Genomic DNA, 16,059 nt, shown 5'->3' with positions numbered 1-16,059 from the left:
ATCAGCTGCGCGCCGAACAGGCGAACTTCACCGAGTCCGGTTCGAACGCCGGGAAATCGGTGTAGCCGTCGAGTCGGGCTCCGTAGTAGACGTCGTGATGCGCCCGGGCGAGTGGGGCACGGAGCGCGAATCGGGCGGGCAGGTCCGGGTTCGCGATGAACAGCCTCCCGAAGGCGACCACATCGGCCAAACCGGCTTCGATCAAGGACTCACCCTCGCTTGGGGAGGTCGGCTCCTCGGAACGCAGGTTCGCGAGGAGCGTTCCCGGCCACAGCGGCCGCAGGTAGGCCAGTGCCTCGGCCTCCGGAGTGTCGATGATGTGCAGGTACGCGAGCTCGTACCTGCGAAGTTCCGCGAGTAGTCGTGAGTACACCTCCTTCCAATCGTCTTCCACGATGTCGTTCTCCGGATTGCCCGGCGAAATCCGCAGGGCGACCCTGGCCGCGCCGATCTGTGCGGTCACGGCCTCGACCACCTCGAGCGGAAACCTGAGCCGGGCGGCGACAGAACCGCCGTACCGGTCCTGTCGCCGGTTGGTGTTGCCGGCGAGGAACTCTTGAATGAGATAGCCGTTGGCACCATGGAGTTCCACTCCGTCGAACCCTGCCTCGATGGCCCTGCGTGCCGCCGCTGCGAAGTCCTGGACGACACCGCCGATTTCGTCCTCACGGAGCTCGCGGGGCTCGACCGTGTCCACCCAGCCGTCGGCCACGAAGATCCGCCCGGCCTGCCGGACCGCCGAGGGCGCCACCGGTGTCCGGCCCATCACGTCCGGGTGGCTGACCCGGCCCGCGTGCCACAGCTGCGCGAAAATCCGGCCGCCTCTCTCGTGGACCGCTTCCGTCACGGCCCGCCAGGCCGCGACCTGCCGCTCCGTTACCAGGCCTGGGATACCCGGGCCGCTCTTGCCGGTCCGGGTGACCCAGACGCCTTCACTCACGATCAAGCCCGCGCTCGCGCGTTGCGCGTAGTACTCGGCCGTCAGTGGATGTGGCACACCGGTCGTATCGTCGGCACGTCCCCGGGTCATCGGGGCCATCGCGACGCGGTTCGGCAGGTGGATCGCAGTACCGCGGAATTCTTCGAGCAACCTCATGAACGCGAAGCTAAACCCTGACACCGGCGTCACGGTCAACGTCGGTTTCCGCGGCTACTGTGGATTCATGCGGATCGGCGAACTGGCGGAGCGCACCGGGGTGAGCGTGCGGTCCTTGCGGTACTACGAAGCGGAAGGGCTACTGCGCCCCGATCGATGCGTCAACGGCTACCGGGCCTTCACCGAAGACGACGTCGCCCGGGTTCTCCAGATCCAGCTTTTCTATTCAGCGGGGTTGTGCAGTGGCAAGATCGCGGAACTCCTTCCCTGTGTTTCCGGTGACGACACACACTTGGTGCCTTCACCGGAGATGACCGACGAACTCGAGATCGCCAGAACCCGGATCCAGAACCAGATCTCCTTGCTCACCTCCTCTCTGTCTGTTCTGGAGCGTGTCCTGGCCGCGGCCAAGGGGACCGACACCGCCGAGGTACCGGTTCCTTCCCGGCCAGTCCGGCGGCATCGGGGCATCCACGTCTGACCCCGTCCTGGGTGCACTAGGCGTTCGGGTCACGTCCCATCAGCCCGAGCAGCCTGTCCTGCAAGGGCGCGTCGTCGGGCACCTTCACTTCTGGACCGAAGACGACGATGCCGGGCCCGAAGGCCCCAGGCGTCCTCATCTCGTCGGGGATCGCCTCGGCCCCGGGCAACATCCGGGTGACCTCCTCGGGGTCGATCGTGTCGTCCTGACCGGTGGCCCTGGCCAGATCCCAGCCGTGGACCACCATGTCGGCACTGACGACCCGATCGATGTGCTGTGCGGCGGTCATCTTCCCCATCGGGGTCTCGTGCTCCGTGGCCGCGAGCACGGGATCGGCGAGGACTGCTTCGATATCCGCCCTTGCCGCCCGGAACGCTCCGAGCGGGTCTTTCTGGAGCGATGGCGCCGGGCCGAGGTCACGTCCGAAGGGGCGCAGCATCACGCCGTGCATGTCGACGATGTGCCCGACGACATCCCTGGCGTTCCACTCTTCACACGGCGACCGGTTCTCCCACTGGCCGGGTTTCACGGCCGCGACCTTGCGCTCGAAAGCGTCGGCCCGGACGCGATAGCGCTCCGCGATGGCGTTCATCGTGTTCACGCTCCCGCCGGGACGGACAAGGTTTCGGCCAGCTTGTCGAACCCTTCGCCGACGCCTCGCTCCATTCCGGATTCGAGCACGGCGTCCCGGATCCGTTCCGAGCCGTACCGCACCACCTGCGTCAAGGTGGTGACGCCACCTTTTTCGACCAAGGTCAGAGTCGCCAGGGCTTGGCCTTCCGAGGCGTCACAATCGTCGTTCGCCTCCAGGGAGACGAGCTTTTCCGGGCGGTGGATCTCCTGGTAGACGCCCTGCAGGAGCATTTCCGTCCCGTCACCGCGGCGCAGCCGGTAACGCCATCTGCCGCCGACCCGCAGGTCGATCTCACATTCGATGACCGCCCAGTCCCGCGGGCCGAACCAGCGGCGTACCAGCTCCGGTTTGGTCCACGCGTCGAACACCAGCGTCCTCGGCGCGTCGAAGGATCTCGTCATGACGATCTCCAGATCGCCGGATTTCACCACGCTGAGAGTGCGTCCCATCGTGCTGTTCCTTTCCGCTCGTGCGGTGGTCAGTCGGTCTCGTCCCGGTGCTCCGGGTGCCGCAACTCCTCATCGAGGACGAGGTCCAGTTGCGAGAAGGCCTCGTCCCAGTGGCGGCGGTAGCCACCGAGCCATTCGTTCGCGTTCTTCAACGGCTCGGCCACCAGCCGGCAGGGGCGGCGCTGGGCGTCACGGCCTCGCGCCACCAGCCCCGCCCGCTCCAGCACCTTCAGATGTTTGGAGATGGCGGGCTGGCTCATCGCGAACGGCTCGGCCAGCTCCGTCACCGTGGCCTCACCGTGCGCGAGCCGCGCGAGGATCGCGCGGCGGGTGGGGTCGGCAAGCGCCGCGAAAGTGACATCGAGCAGATCCTGTGCCACGGCCGCCCGCCTTTCCGTTCTCACGAGTTCGAGTTCTCACGATCGTTCTTCACGGCATCCTCGCCGCAGTCGCACCTTGGATAACCTTGCGGTTCCATAACCATGTGGTAATCTACGGCGGAGCAGATCGACCTGTCAAGTCCCCCGCCGGGCTGACGAGGGAAAACGCGGAAGAGGAGGGAGGTGGGGCCGCGCCCCTGGCCGCCGCGCAAATGCGCTAAGGGGCACGCGAGCGCGTCCTTACGGGCAACTGGGGTTACCGTCGGTACCGGCATGGACGACGACCGAGACGAGCTGATGAACGCCGGGCGACCGAAGACGACGAAACGATGGGCGACCGTCATCCTGGGAGCTGCCACCGTTCTGCTCACGAGCGTGCAGTGCGGTACAGCGAACGAGCAGCCAGGATCGGCGCAGCCGGCGGGGACGGTTCCCCCGCCGCACAGCAGCACCGTTTCGAGCCCGTCCACCAGCCCGCCCCCTCCCTCGCCGTCACCGAGGACGGAGCAGGCGCCCACATCGGACTGCAAGGCGGTCGCAGCCGGGATGAGCCCCCGGCAGCGGCTGGCTCAGCTGGTGGTGGTCGGCGTGAACGCGGGCGACCCGCAGGCTGTGGTGAAGCTGGTGCGCGATCAGCAGGTCGGTGGCATCTTCCTCGGCGGCAACGAGACGGCCCTGCTGCAGAATCGCGCGTTGGACGAGGTCCAAAAGGTCGCGAAGGTCCCCGTGTCGGTGGCGATCGACGAGGAAGGCGGCCGCGTTCAGCGGATCGACGCCCTCGACGGCAGCATGCCGAGCGCGCGGAAGATGGCCGCGACCATGACACCAGCTCAGGTACGGACAAAGGCCGCGGAACGAGGCCGGCAGATGCGGGCTCGTGGGGTCACCGTCGACTACGCGCCCGATGCCGACATCACCGACCAGCCGGACCGCGACATCGTCGGCGACCGGTCGTTCGGCTCGGACCCCGAGGTCGCTCGCAAGTACGTCCTGGCGTTCGCGCAGGGGCTACGGGACGCCGGGGTGCAGCCGGTGCTCAAGCACTTCCCCGGACACGGGCACGCCACGGGGGACTCCCACAAGGGACTGGTCCGGACGCCGCCGCTCGCTTCGCTGCGGAAGGTCGATCTGGTGCCTTACCGCGACATCGGCCAGTACGGCGAGGTCGGTGTCATGGTCGGACACCTGGACGTGCCCGATCTGACCGGCGGTGCGCCGTCGACCCTGTCGGCGCCGGCGTACCGGCTGCTGCGTAAGGACTACGCGTTCGACGGCCCGGTGATCACGGACGATCTCGGGGCGATGAAGGCGATCACGGCTCAGTACCCACTGCCGACGGCGGTCCTCAAGGCGTTGCAGGCGGGGGCGGATCAGGCGTTGTGGTCCTCCGGCGGCAACGTCGACACGGTTCTGGCCACGCTGGAGCAAGCGCTTGCGTCGGGTGCGCTCCCAGCCACCAGGGTCGATGAGGCGCTGACCAGGGTGCTCACGGCGAAACAGGCCTGCGGCTGACCTCACCAGGCCGCCAAGGCGGCCGCCTGAGGTTGTCCAGCGCGGGCGAACCGGGGCGAAGGCCGTCTGCGAAAAGGTCTGAAAACTCAATGAACACAATGCTGACCAGGTCGGCGCCGGGAGTGACCCTGATCACCGCCCCGCCGCCCGATCAAGGAGGATCGCGTGCCTGGTCCCACGAAGTACTTACGCCGTGTCGCGCTGTTGGCCGTCGCCGCGGCCGGATTGAGCCTGCTCGTCGCACCGGTGGCGTCAGGGGCGCCATCACCGATCGATCGTCCGGTGCCGACCACCGGCTGCGACCGTCCTTCGCCGGTCCCGGCGGGGGTGACGACGCTGCGGACTCTGACGTCCGGTGGCCTGGCTCGCGAGTACACGGTCCACGTTCCCGCGCGGTACCGGTCGTCGCGGCCGTATCCGCTGGTGTTGTCGTTCCACGGGCACAAGCGGACATCGAAGTACCAGGAGGAACTGTCCGGCTTCTCCGCGTATGACGCGATTTCCGTTTACCCGCAGGGACTTCCGGGCACCGACGGCGAGTCGGCCTGGACCGGCGCACCCTATTCGGCGGCCGCCGACGACGTGCTCTTCACCAGCGACCTGCTGGACGCGCTCCAGCGAGACCTGTGCGTCGATTCGCGCCGGATCTACGCGACGGGCAAATCGAACGGCGGCGGGTTCGTCGGCGTCCTCGCCTGCCGGATGCCAGGCCGGATAGCGGCGTTCGCCCCGGTCGCCGGGGCGTTCTACCCACAGGGCGGGAAGTGCGATCCGTCGCGTCCGGCACCGATTCTCGACTTTCACGGCACGGCCGACCTGACGATTCCCTACACCGGGAATCCCGCCAAGGGCCTGCCGACACTGCCGGACTGGCTCGCCGGATGGGCGGACCGAAACGGCTGTTTCCCTCGCCCGGTCCAGTACTCGCCGAAAACCGACGTCACCGTCCAACGGTGGCTCGGCTGCTCCCTCCAGCACTACCGGGTCGAAGGCGCCGGGCACGTCTGGCCGAGCACGGCACCGAACAACGACTCCGCCACCCCGACGGTCATCAACGCGACACCGGTCATCTGGAGCTTCTTCCTCGCTCACCGACTACGTTAAAGAAACGTCTATTTCCTTGCCGGGCAGGCTCGTGCGGCGCTACGGTCTAACTGACCAGATGACCAGATAAGCAAATCTGGTCACAAAGTCAGAGACTGGGAGCGCACGTGGCAGAACGTCCGGACCGCACCGCCGGCCGCGCCGATCGCATCCTCGACGCGGCCGGCGTCCTGCTGACGCGGCTGGGCTATCGCAAGGTGACCATCGAGGACATCGCGAACCAGGCGGGCATCGGGAAAGGCACGATCTACCTGCACTGGCGCGCCAAGGAGAACCTTTTCCAAGCGTTGCTCCTGCGTGAATCCCTCCGAGCCGCCGAAGTGCTTCTCGAGGGGCTGGCCGAGGATCCGGCGGAGGTACTCCCCCATCGGTTCCAGCGGGCGACCTTCCTGCACACCCAACGGAATCCGTTGCTCGGCGCGCTCATCACCGGCAACACCGAACTGCTGGGCCGGTTGAAGAAACATCCCTTGCAGGATCAGGACGCCGTCGTGACCGAGCGGTACCTGAAGACGATGATCGACCGGGGTCTGCTGCGCGACATCCCGAACCTGCTCTATTCCCTGCGAGCCTCGGCGCTGGGGTTCTATCTGATGGACAGCTTCAGCCCTGAGAGCACCGGCCTCACACACGAGGAGAAGGCCGATGCCCTCGCCCACGTCATCCGGTCGGCGTTCGAGCCGCCGGAAAAACCGTCCCCGGCGAACTTGGCCGCCACCGCGGCCGAAGTGACCCAGGCGTTCCAGGATCTGATTTCCACCTATCGCGCCTGGATCTACCGGCAGGACGGAGCCGAGGAGCCCGTCTGATCCGAGCTCCTTCACTCGAGAAGAAGGGGGCACGCCATGACCACACTCGCCGATAACTGGGGAGTCCACGAAAGCCAGTTCTGGCTTCGCGGTGAATTCCCGGCCGATCCGGTGCGTTTCGAACCCGACACGGGCATGTGGAACGTCTACGGCCACGCCGAGGCGCTGAAGACCCTGAGCGATCCGAAGGTCTTCTCCTCCGACACCGCCCGCCTGGTCCCCCAGGAGCTGGCGCCGGACAAGGACCTGTTCATCGACGGCAACCTGCTGCAGATGGACCCGCCGGACCACAAGAAGTTGCGCACACTGGTGAGTCACGCCTTCACACCGAAGGTCGTCGCGGACCTCGAACCGCGGATCGCCGCGTTGACGAACGAACTCCTCGACGTCGTCGACGGCGAGGACTCGATGGAATTGGTGACGAACCTGGCCTATCCACTGCCGGTGATCGTCATCGCCGAACTGCTCGGTATCCCGGCGAGCGACCGCGAGCTGTTCAAGGAATGGGTCGACACGCTGCTGAACAACAGCCAGCAGCGGTCGCTGATCAAGCAGACCGAGGAGGACAAGAAAGCCTCCGCCGAAACGGTCGAGCAGCTGAAGAACCTGGTGAACTACCTGGGCGAGCACGTCGACGACCGGCGGCGGAACCCGCGCGAAGACCTACTGACCAAACTCGTCGAAGCCGAGGTCGACGGCGAAAAGCTCTCGCAGAACGAAGTCGTCAACTTCGCGAACGTCCTGCTGCTCGCCGGGCACATCACCACCACGATGCTGCTCGGGAACACGGTGCTGTGCCTGGATTCCCATCCGGACGAGTACCGGCGCGTCCGCGAGGACCGTGCGCTGCTGCCCGCGGCGATCGAGGAATCACTGCGCTTCCTCAGCCCGTTCGCGCTCGTCGCCCGCGCCACGATGACCGAAGTCGAACTGGGCGGCCGGACGATTCCGGCGGACAGCATGCTCGCCATCTGGGTCGCGGCCGCGAACCGGGATCCGCGCACGTTCACGGATCCGGGAACCTTCGATCCGGCAAGGGCGCACAACCCCCATCTGGCCTTCGGCCGCGGAATCCACTTCTGCATCGGGGCTCCGCTGGCGAGACTGGAAGGCAAGACGGCGCTCAACATCCTCTTGGACCGGTTCCCGGATCTGCGAACCGATCCCGCCGTACCGCCGTCGTTCATCCCCAGCCCGAACATGACCGGGGTGAACGAGCTTCAGCTGCGGCTGAAGCCTTAGCGGTCGGCGAACCGGGAAGCGAGCGGGACCACGACTCGGGGAATCCGCTTGCCCGGCGTGTACCGCAGCTCGGTGATGTTGCCGTTCGGTACGAGGTAGGTGTCGGCGAACGTGCGGAATCCGCGCATGGCCTCGCTGTCCGGGATGGTGATCCCGGTCAGCAACGACCACATGACCGCGCGGATGAAGAGCCCGTGCGTGAAGACGGCGATCGGCCCGGGTTCGCGTTCCCCCAGCCGGGCCAGGAATTCCTGGGTCCGGGTGAACAGCCCGGCGAAGGATTCCGCGCCGTTCACCGCGTGGTGTGGGTCGGCCCGGTCCCAGTACGCCTCGGTGTACGGCCTGCGGATGGCGGTGGTGGTGACCTGTCCATGGAGTTCGCCGAGAAAGGTGAACTCCTGGACAGGCCACTCCTCACGGTCCGCGCCGGGGAACCGCTCGATCGTCGGCTCCGCGGTCTGCCGGGCCCGCAGAAACGGCGACGTCACGATCAACCGTGGCGGTTCGTCAAAGGATTCGGCGACTTCGGCGGCCTGGCGCCTGCCTAGCCCGGTCAGCGCAGAAGCACCCGGCTCACCACCGGGGAGGCCGGCGTTCGACTCGCTTTCCCCGTGCCTGATCAACCACACCCTTGTCACGATCGCCTCCTAGACCCCGTGTGCACCGACGATCGCACCGAGCGGGGCCCGCCGCGACTTCCATGATGCGTAATCATCGCGGAAGTGACGCGGTTCTCAGCGGTCGAACTGCCCCGGCTTCCGTCCCTCGCCCGCGGGGCCGCGGTACGCCTGCGCGATGTCCAGCCAGTGGTCCGCCAGCGCGCCTTCGGCACGGACGTCGAGGTCGTCACGGTGACGGCGCCGCGTCACCAGGAGGCAGAAGTCCTCCGCGCTCCCGGTGATCCGCTGCCGTGAGTCCTCGGGGCCGAACGTCCACAGTTGCCCGGACGGCGAGGTGATCTCGAAGCGGAACTCCTGCTCCGGCGGCGTCAGTCCCCGTGCTTCATAACCGAAGTCCCGCACCCGGACGGCGAAACCGACGAGGTACGCGAGCCGGTCGGTCCGCTCCGGGCGCACTCCGAGCGCGTCCGCGACGTCCTGGCCGTGGGCGAACAGTTCCATCATTCCCGCGCAGGCGAGGATGGCCGGCGGCAGCGGATTGACCAGCCACGGCACGACCTGGTCCGCCGGGACCGCGGCGAGCGCCTTGATGCCGGCGTCGCGTTCGGCGCGCCATCGGCTCAGCAGGACCTCGTTGGGATCGCCGAGGTAGTCGTCGAGGGCCGCGTTGACGGCGGCGTCGAAACCGCGCGCCATCGAGGTCTTCGCGAGTTCGGCGAACTTCTGCGGCTCGGCCGCGGACAGCCCGGCGATCTTGAAAATGAAGGAAAGGTGAGCGATCTGATGCTTGACCGACCACCCGGCCGCGGGCGTGGGCAAAGCCCAGCCCGTGTCGTCCAGATCTGACACCAGGGCGTCGACCTGTTCACCTTCCGTGGTGAGGTCCCTGATCACGTACCGGAAGTCAGTCACCGTGCCGTCCTCTCGCCGTTTCCACCCTTTCCGATGATGCGGACGCGACACGCCGTCGTCTTCTCCTCGTGAGCCCCAGAAAATTCGTGCTTGATTCTGGAGCCGGGTCCAGGTTCTACCCTCGGTACATGCGAACCGAAGCGACGACGGCGCTGACGGCGTTGACCATGTCCCAGGTGACCTCCCGTGCCGGTGTAGGTCCGGACACCGTGCGCTACTACGAGCGCATCGGCCTCCTGCCCGCACCGGCACGGACGTCCGGAGCACATCGGCGCTACGACGAGGACGTCATCGACCGATTGCGGTTCATCCGCGGCACCCAGCGGCTCGGGCTGACGCTGACGGAGATCGGCGACCTGCTGAGCGTGCGCGACACCGGGGTCTGCCCGTGTGAACCGGCCGAAACCATGCTGGAACGCCATCTCGCCGAAATCGAAGCGGAGATGACCCGGCTCGGCGCCCTGCACGCCGAACTCACTTCCATGCTGTCCGGGATGACCGGCGAGAAATGCGCCGATCCCCTGCCCGGCGCGTGGTGCCCGCCTGACCACGGACCCGAGGGAGGAGGTGGATGACCATGCGGAACGACGACTGGTGCGACTGCGACTGCGGCACCGGCTGCTGCTGACCCGTTTCGGCGGGACCGGCCGGGCTTGACGTCACCCGGCCGGCCATCGGAGAGGTCAGTCCTGCGGCAGGAGCACCGTCTTCCCGATCCGGTCCTTGCAGACTTCGGCGGAATAGGCCATCAACCCGCCCGCCTGCGCGTCCCGGAAGAGGCGCTGAATCGGCGAAGTGCGCAGAAAACCCGAGCCACCTCCCGCTTTCAACGCCAGCTGGGCGACGTCGCGGGCGATGTCGTTCGCGAGCACCTTCGCGGTCATGGTGGCGGACAGGAATTCCGGAGAGTTCTGATCCGCCAGCCACGCCATGTTCCGGGCGTACATACGCGCGGCGTCGAGGCGGGTGTGGACGTCCGCCACTTCGAACTGCAGCCATTGCAGTTCGGCGAGCGACTGGCCGGTCATGGGAATGACCCGGCTACGGGAGTGCGTGATCAGCGCTTCTTCCGCCGCGTCGGCTATCCCCAGTGAAAGGAACGCGAGCCCCGCCCCGATGTGGTTCGGGCGCCGCTCGGTCGAGGGCGGACATCGGCGGTCCTCCCGCAGGACCGTGCCTTCGAACGAGACGAGCTGGCTGCGACTCGCCCGTAGCCCCATCGTGTCCCAGATGGGCACGAACGTCATCGTGTCGTCCGGAGCGACGCCGAAGAAGGTGGGCGCGCCGTCGACGAGCGCGTTGACCAGGAAGTGATCGGCGACCTCGCAGCCGGATACGAACCGTTTGGCGCCGGTGAGCCGGAACCCGCCGTCGACGGGCTCGGCGACCTGTTGCGGCATCAGGAACATGTTCCCGCTGCTCGGTTCCGACAGCGCGTTGGCGAAGCGTTTGCCGTCGATGAGTTCCCCGGCATAGAAGCGGCCCGCTTCGGGAGCGGACAGCTGGACCAACCCGACGGCGGCGCCGATGTGCATCACCCAGACGCACGCGGTCGAGGAACACGCGGCGCTGAGGATCCGGACGATCTCGCCGTAAGCCCGGTAACTCAGATCCTCGCCACCGAACTCGGCGGGCAACGTCGCTCTGTCGAGACCGGTCGCGTGCAAGGAACGGAGGTTGGCGATGGGCAACTCGGCCGTGTCGTCGAAGTCGGCCGCCTTCGCGGCGAATCCCTTCGCCAGTTCGGTGACGGTTTCGATCCAGCGGCGTTCGTGGGCGGGCGGGGCGAACGGATGCGCGGACTCGGTCATCTCCGCATCATGCCGCAATCGCGAAGGCCTCCTCGCCACCCCGAGAATGGCGAAGGAGGCCTTTCACGGTCCGACCGTCACACCCCGGTGCAGGCGGCCGTGGCGAATTCGCCGGAAGCGGTCTTGGTCGAAACCACCGCGCCGTCGACGGTGATCTTGCAGCTGACCGAGCCACCGGTTTCACCCGTGGTGACGGTCAGCGTGCCGCCCTTGTACACACCCTTGTTCTCGACGTCCTTGTGCCACGGCAGTGCCGGAACCGTTTCGGTGACGGGGTTGAGCACCTCGCCGTAGATGACCTCGACGTTCGTGGCGTCCCCAGTGATTTCGTAAGACACCTTCGCGGTGCGGTTGAGCTCGTTGTTGACCTCGTCCACGGCCGCGTTGAACACGAAGATCCACACCACGCACACCACCAGCCCGAGCGCGGACAGCGCGATACCGGTGATGGAGAGCCCCTTGTTGGTGGCCTTCCCGTTCTTGACGCGGACGAGTCCGATGATGGAGAAGATCAGGCCGAGGATCACCAGCGGCCAGGCGATGACGCCGATGAACGGGATCGGGGAAAAGACCAGCCCCACCAGGCCGAGGACGAAGCCCGTGACACCGATGCCGTTGCGGGGTGGCAGCGGGGCGGCGGGGGCATGCGGGGCCGGCGTGTAGGGGGTTTGCTGGGTCACGGGTTTTCCTTTCAGAACGAATGAACGAGGCGGCATACAACCAGCGATCGGGAGGTGGCCGCGTCGTCCTCGGCGCTCGAACCGTTACGACGAAAGTCGTAACTCGCGCTCCTGGAAGAACCTGTTCCGCTGATGCGGGCGCCCAGGCGGGTTTGCGTACGCTCTGCGCATGGGAAGGCGTGTGCTCGGTGTGGTGCTCACCGTGGTGGCGGTCGCGGCGTGCGTGATCAGCAGCATCTTCGTCTTCAGTACGCAGGGATACCTTCCGGCGACGAGATCTTTCGACCCGACCTGGTGGTCCGCGCTAGGGTTCTTCACCGGGATCGCCGCGGCGGTCATGCTCTGCTGGCGGCACAGATGGCCGGAACTCGTCCTCGCCATCGCGTTGGTGCCACCACTTTGCTTCCGGTCCGACGCGCTGGCCGCGTTGGTCGCACTCGCCGCCCTGGCCGCGCACCGCCGCGACCGGCTCCTGTGGATCGGGTCCGTACTGGTCTACCTCGCCACGGCGTGGGCGTTGTTCGGCGACGCCAACCGCCATCCCGACGTGACCGTCGCCGGGCAGATCGTCGGCAAGCAGTTCTCCGCCGCGCAGCTGATGGGGACGCTGACGGTCGCCGTCGTGATGACGGCCGTGCCGCTCACCGTCGGAGTCGTCCGCGGAATGCAGGACACGCTCGCGATCCGCGAGGCCAAAGAAGAGGAACTCCGCGCCGAAATGACCCGTCGCGCGGAACGCACGCGCATCGCGCGCGAGATGCACGACGTCCTCGGGCACCGGCTTTCCCTGTTGTCACTGCAGGCAGGCGCGCTCGAAGTCAGCAAAGGCCCCGCGACGGCCGAAGCGGCGAAAACCGTTCGCACGACCGCACGCCAGTCACTCGAAGACCTACGGCAGGTCATCGGTGTCCTGCGCGACGGCCAGGGTTTCAGCGAAAACGGCGAGAGCGGGCCACACCCCGAACCGCCACAGCCGACGTTGGCGGACATCCCCGAACTGGTCGCCAACGCCCGCGGAGCGGGGCTGGGCGTCAACGTGACGATCCTGCTCGACGACCCGGGTGGTGCGCCGGCGTTGCTCGGTACGACCGCGTACCGGATCGTCCAGGAATCGATGACCAACATCCTGAAGCACGCACCTGGTGCCACGGCCGAGGTTTCGGTTCGCGGCGGGCCGGGGAACGGGCTCATCGTCGAAGTCGTGAATCCGCTGCCCGCGACGGTCACCGCGGGAAAGCCGCCGGGCGCGGGCACCGGACTCACCGGCATCGGCGAACGCGTCACCCTGATCGGCGGGAACGTCAGTGCCGGACCGACCGAAGAGCGCACCTTCGCCGTCCGGGCTTGGCTGCCGTGGGGACACCACTAACCTGACCGGGTGAACCAGCGCCCACTACGAGTGCTGCTCGTCGATGACGACCCCCTCGTGCGAACCGGCTTGTCGATGATCCTGTCCAGCACCGACGACATCCGGGTCGTCGCGGAAGCGGGCGACGGGGACGAGGCCGTGCCGAAGGTGACCATGCACGCCCCCGACGTCGTGCTGATGGACATCAGGATGCGGCGGATGAACGGCCTCGCCGCGACGGCCGCCGTCACCGCGCTGGCCAATCCACCGAAAGTCCTCGTCCTGACCACTTACGACCTCGACGAGTACGTCTTCGACGCGCTTGGCGCGGGTGCCAGCGGCTTCCTGCTGAAAGAGGGTTCGCCGCAGGAGATCATCGACGCGGTGCGGGTGGTCGCGGCAGGGGAGGCGATGTTGTCGCCGAGGACTACACGGAAACTCATCGGCCATTTCGTCGCGAACAGGATGAGTCCGCGACGGCACCGCGCACATGCCGGGCTGGCCACACTGACCGAACGGGAACGAGAGATCGTCACCGCCGTCGCGCAAGGCGGGACCAACGCCGAGATCGGCGCGGCACTGCACCTGAGCGAAGCGACGGTGAAGACCCACATCACCCGGATCTTCGCGAAACTCGACGCGACCAACCGGGTCCAGCTGACGATCTTCGCCTACGAAGCCGGGCTTGTCGCTCCCTGACGGGCCGCGTCGAGCAGCCCCGCCGCGACGGTCGCCCAGAGGATCACGGCGCCGCCGAAGCCCGGCACGAGCTGCCAAGCCGCCTTCCATCCCGCGACCGCGAGGATGATCGCGATCACGGCGGCGACGCACAGCGAGGCACTCAACACGAGGAAACGCCGTGATCCGAACAGCTTCGCGAAGGGCAGAAAGTGCAAGCCCACCACGAAAAGCACCCATGCGGGCACGGCCTCGGGAAGTTCGAAGACCGCCGAAAGCACCCTCGCCCCCGCGAAGATCCCCACCAGCATCAGCAACACGGCGATGCCGTACTGCTTACCGAACGGGCTTTCTCCCCTGCCGCCGCCCGGCGGCAGCCCGGCACCCCGCCGCGCTGTCAGAATCAGCCAGCCGGCCAGTCCGAGAACCACGACGACACCTGAACCGACCAGCGGAGTCGATCCACTGGAGACAGAGGAAGCGCCGAAAAACCACCACCCGGCACCGAATCCCACGCCGATCGCGGAACTGATCAGTAAGGTGATCAGCTGCCCTTTGGTGAACTGTCCGTCCGTCACGATACGCGGTTCTCCTCCTCCCCCCGGCGGAACGATACCCGAGCGGGCGACGGCGTCAGGCGAGTCCGGCGAGGATGTCCGCGACCTCCCGTGGCCGGATCAGGAACCCCACGTGACCGCTCTCGACCGAGCGCACGTCGGTCGGGTTGTCCGGGGTGAGTGCGTCCGCCTCCTTGATGAAGCGGTCCTGCAGCGCGATCGGCATCGACCGGTCCTCGGTGAGCCGGATGTAGGTGCGCGGGATCCGGCCCCACGTGGCGGCATCGGCGCGTTCGGTACCCGCGTCGAGGCTCTCGTCCGGCTCGAGAGTGTTGAGGTAGGCGAAGAACTCCTGATCGGTACCGTCTTCGAGCATCGCGGTCTTCAACGCGGCCAGCAGCTCGGGGTCGGCTGTACGCCAGTTCATCCGAAGCGCGCCGAGCGCCGCGGGGTCGGCGACGACGACCCCGCCGACGTCGTTGAGCGCGCTGCTCGCGTACTCGGGCCCCTGCATGTATTCGCCGATGGTCGCGTCGACGCAGCACCACGCGGAGATGTAGACGATCCGGTCGATCAGCTCCGGGACGGCGTTGCCGACCCCGGTGAGCGTGGCACCACCGCGGCTGTGTCCCACCAGGACGACCGGCCCGTGCTCGGCGGCACGGCGCACGATGTCCACTACGTGCTCGACGGCTTCAGCGGGAGTTACGTCAGCCATCTTCGAAGGTGCTGTGGCCAGCGTTTCGAGGTCCTGGGGCGCTTGGTACGCCGCCAGGAAAGCGGCGCCGAAGCCGTGGCCAGGCAGATCGACGGCCAGCGTGCGGTGGCCGAGCAGGGCGAGCTCGCGTTGCAGCGGGCCCCAGGTGAACGAGCCGCTGTTGGAACCGTGCACGAGAACGTAGGTCGGAGTCACGGTTCCATTTTGGCATCGCGACTTTGCCGGGCGATGGGCCAGAGTTCAGTCTGCGCGGGAATCCGCCCCATCAGCGCTTCTGGACGAAATACACCCTGTCGTCGGTCACAGTGCCGACCTGGATCGTCACGTCCCCCGGAGTATCGACGAAGCCGACCCGGAACGTGAGTTCCTTACCCGGCAGGACATCCTGACTCGGTGAACCGCCAAGGCCCGCTTCGGTGTCGAAAACCTGCTCGGCACTGGTGTTGCCCATTGTGGCCTGGACGAGCAGCATCGCGGCGGACCACGGCTTGTCTGAGTGGTTGACGACCGTCACCTGGTAACTCGTCGCCTTGGCCTTCTGGGTCGGAGCCGCATATTCACTCGTGGTGAAGGCCTTCGGATCCGCGACGGTGATGTCCACGGCGGTGCCGCGATGCGTTTCGCCCACCGCGTACGTCTGACCGCTCGCCTTCTTGTCCGTTTCGGGCAGGCCGAACTTCTCGTTCAGTTCCTTCACCGCCGCTCCCTGGGCGATGACCGTGAAGACGACGGCAAGCACACACAGCACGACACCGATGGCCGCGAGGATCTTCTTCGAGCCGAAAAGCGCGATCACGCCGAGGACGAACCCGACACCGGCGACTACGGCGGTGAGGTTGTTGAAGAAGATGATCGGTGAGCCGACGACACCGACGATGCCGAGGATGAGCCCGGTCCAGGCGAGTCCCGCGAACTTCGTGGGCCGCGGAGTCGCAGCGGCCAAAGGAGCGGGTGATGGTGGTTGCGGGGTGTACATGTCAGACATCTCCAAGAGGTCGAGGGCGACCGCTAAGGAGGCCGCGCACCAG

19 protein-coding genes are annotated in these 16,059 nt (G+C 67.0%); 8 read left to right on the top strand and 11 right to left on the bottom strand.

Going from position 1 to position 16,059, the window contains the following annotated elements; all coding sequences use genetic code 11:
- Window position 1: 1 nt before the first annotated feature.
- Entirely contained in the window at window positions 2–1,096 is a 1,095-nt protein-coding gene (locus ACZ5ZX_RS21120; protein WP_465503696.1) for an alkene reductase, read from the bottom strand.
- Here ACZ5ZX_RS21120 and ACZ5ZX_RS21115 point away from each other — a divergent pair.
- Window positions 1,095–1,577, top strand: a complete 483-nt coding sequence (locus tag ACZ5ZX_RS21115; protein WP_465503695.1) for a MerR family transcriptional regulator — start codon at window positions 1,095–1,097, stop codon at window positions 1,575–1,577. The genes ACZ5ZX_RS21120 and ACZ5ZX_RS21115 overlap by 2 nt on opposite strands.
- A gap of 16 nt (window positions 1,578–1,593) precedes the next feature.
- On the opposite strand, the gene ACZ5ZX_RS21110 is transcribed toward ACZ5ZX_RS21115, so the two are convergent.
- From ACZ5ZX_RS21110 to ACZ5ZX_RS21100, 3 genes are read right to left on the bottom strand one after another with little or no spacing between them, the layout of a single operon-like run.
- Window positions 1,594–2,169, bottom strand: coding sequence for a TIGR03086 family metal-binding protein (locus ACZ5ZX_RS21110; RefSeq protein WP_465503694.1), 576 nt, complete (start codon window positions 2,167–2,169; stop codon window positions 1,594–1,596).
- A gap of 5 nt (window positions 2,170–2,174) precedes the next feature.
- A complete protein-coding gene (locus ACZ5ZX_RS21105; protein ID WP_465503693.1) occupies window positions 2,175–2,660 on the bottom strand; it encodes an SRPBCC family protein in 486 nt (161 codons plus the stop codon).
- A 29-nt stretch (window positions 2,661–2,689) separates the two neighbouring features.
- Window positions 2,690–3,040: an ArsR/SmtB family transcription factor gene (locus tag ACZ5ZX_RS21100; RefSeq protein WP_465503692.1), complete on the bottom strand. Its 351-nt coding sequence runs from the start codon at window positions 3,038–3,040 to the stop codon at window positions 2,690–2,692.
- Between the two features lie 273 nt (window positions 3,041–3,313).
- Between ACZ5ZX_RS21100 and ACZ5ZX_RS21095 the strand changes: the two genes are divergently transcribed.
- From ACZ5ZX_RS21095 to ACZ5ZX_RS21080, 4 genes are all read left to right on the top strand, one after another.
- Window positions 3,314–4,552: a glycoside hydrolase family 3 N-terminal domain-containing protein gene (locus ACZ5ZX_RS21095; protein ID WP_465503691.1), complete on the top strand. Its 1,239-nt coding sequence runs from the start codon at window positions 3,314–3,316 to the stop codon at window positions 4,550–4,552.
- Window positions 4,553–4,717: 165 nt separating this feature from the next.
- Entirely contained in the window at window positions 4,718–5,656 is a 939-nt protein-coding gene (locus ACZ5ZX_RS21090; protein ID WP_465503690.1) for a CE1 family esterase, read from the top strand.
- A gap of 107 nt (window positions 5,657–5,763) precedes the next feature.
- Complete coding sequence (locus ACZ5ZX_RS21085; RefSeq protein ID WP_465503689.1) at window positions 5,764–6,465, top strand: TetR/AcrR family transcriptional regulator; 702 nt, start codon at window positions 5,764–5,766, stop codon at window positions 6,463–6,465.
- 36 nt (window positions 6,466–6,501) lie between these two features.
- Complete coding sequence (locus ACZ5ZX_RS21080; protein ID WP_465503688.1) at window positions 6,502–7,707, top strand: cytochrome P450; 1,206 nt, start codon at window positions 6,502–6,504, stop codon at window positions 7,705–7,707.
- Here ACZ5ZX_RS21080 and ACZ5ZX_RS21075 read toward each other — a convergent pair.
- A complete protein-coding gene (locus ACZ5ZX_RS21075; RefSeq protein ID WP_465503687.1) occupies window positions 7,704–8,345 on the bottom strand; it encodes a histidine phosphatase family protein in 642 nt (213 codons plus the stop codon). The genes ACZ5ZX_RS21080 and ACZ5ZX_RS21075 overlap by 4 nt on opposite strands.
- A gap of 96 nt (window positions 8,346–8,441) precedes the next feature.
- Window positions 8,442–9,239: a TIGR03084 family metal-binding protein gene (locus ACZ5ZX_RS21070; protein ID WP_465503686.1), complete on the bottom strand. Its 798-nt coding sequence runs from the start codon at window positions 9,237–9,239 to the stop codon at window positions 8,442–8,444.
- 128 nt (window positions 9,240–9,367) lie between these two features.
- On the opposite strand from ACZ5ZX_RS21070, the gene ACZ5ZX_RS21065 reads away from it, so the two are divergent.
- Window positions 9,368–9,814, top strand: a complete 447-nt coding sequence (locus tag ACZ5ZX_RS21065; RefSeq protein ID WP_465503685.1) for a heavy metal-responsive transcriptional regulator — start codon at window positions 9,368–9,370, stop codon at window positions 9,812–9,814.
- 108 nt (window positions 9,815–9,922) lie between these two features.
- Here the strand turns inward: ACZ5ZX_RS21065 and ACZ5ZX_RS21060 are convergent, their stop codons facing one another.
- Together ACZ5ZX_RS21060 and ACZ5ZX_RS21055 are read right to left on the bottom strand one after the other, a co-directional pair.
- A complete protein-coding gene (locus tag ACZ5ZX_RS21060; RefSeq protein ID WP_465503684.1) occupies window positions 9,923–11,050 on the bottom strand; it encodes an acyl-CoA dehydrogenase family protein in 1,128 nt (375 codons plus the stop codon).
- 77 nt (window positions 11,051–11,127) lie between these two features.
- Entirely contained in the window at window positions 11,128–11,730 is a 603-nt protein-coding gene (locus ACZ5ZX_RS21055) for a DUF4190 domain-containing protein (protein WP_465503683.1), read from the bottom strand.
- A 169-nt stretch (window positions 11,731–11,899) separates the two neighbouring features.
- Between ACZ5ZX_RS21055 and ACZ5ZX_RS21050 the strand changes: the two genes are divergently transcribed.
- Together ACZ5ZX_RS21050 and ACZ5ZX_RS21045 are read left to right on the top strand one after the other, a co-directional pair.
- The gene (locus tag ACZ5ZX_RS21050) at window positions 11,900–13,099 is read left to right on the top strand and encodes a sensor histidine kinase (protein ID WP_465503682.1); all 1,200 of its coding nucleotides are present in this window, start codon (window positions 11,900–11,902) and stop codon (window positions 13,097–13,099) included.
- 30 nt (window positions 13,100–13,129) lie between these two features.
- On the top strand, window positions 13,130–13,777 hold the full coding sequence (locus ACZ5ZX_RS21045) for a response regulator (protein WP_465503931.1): 648 nt from the start codon (window positions 13,130–13,132) through the stop codon (window positions 13,775–13,777).
- Here the strand turns inward: ACZ5ZX_RS21045 and ACZ5ZX_RS21040 are convergent.
- From ACZ5ZX_RS21040 to ACZ5ZX_RS21030, 3 genes are all read right to left on the bottom strand, one after another.
- On the bottom strand, window positions 13,750–14,334 hold the full coding sequence (locus tag ACZ5ZX_RS21040) for a DUF7010 family protein (protein WP_465503681.1): 585 nt from the start codon (window positions 14,332–14,334) through the stop codon (window positions 13,750–13,752). The genes ACZ5ZX_RS21045 and ACZ5ZX_RS21040 overlap by 28 nt on opposite strands.
- A gap of 55 nt (window positions 14,335–14,389) precedes the next feature.
- Window positions 14,390–15,226, bottom strand: coding sequence for an alpha/beta fold hydrolase (locus ACZ5ZX_RS21035; RefSeq protein WP_465503680.1), 837 nt, complete (start codon window positions 15,224–15,226; stop codon window positions 14,390–14,392).
- A 70-nt stretch (window positions 15,227–15,296) separates the two neighbouring features.
- Entirely contained in the window at window positions 15,297–16,016 is a 720-nt protein-coding gene (locus tag ACZ5ZX_RS21030) for a hypothetical protein (RefSeq protein WP_465503679.1), read from the bottom strand.
- Between the last annotated feature and the right edge of the window lie 43 nt (window positions 16,017–16,059).

The organism is Amycolatopsis sp. NPDC033938, assembly GCF_055575975.1.
Note: the sequence above shows the minus strand (reverse complement) of the source record. Positions and strands in the feature narration are given on the sequence as shown.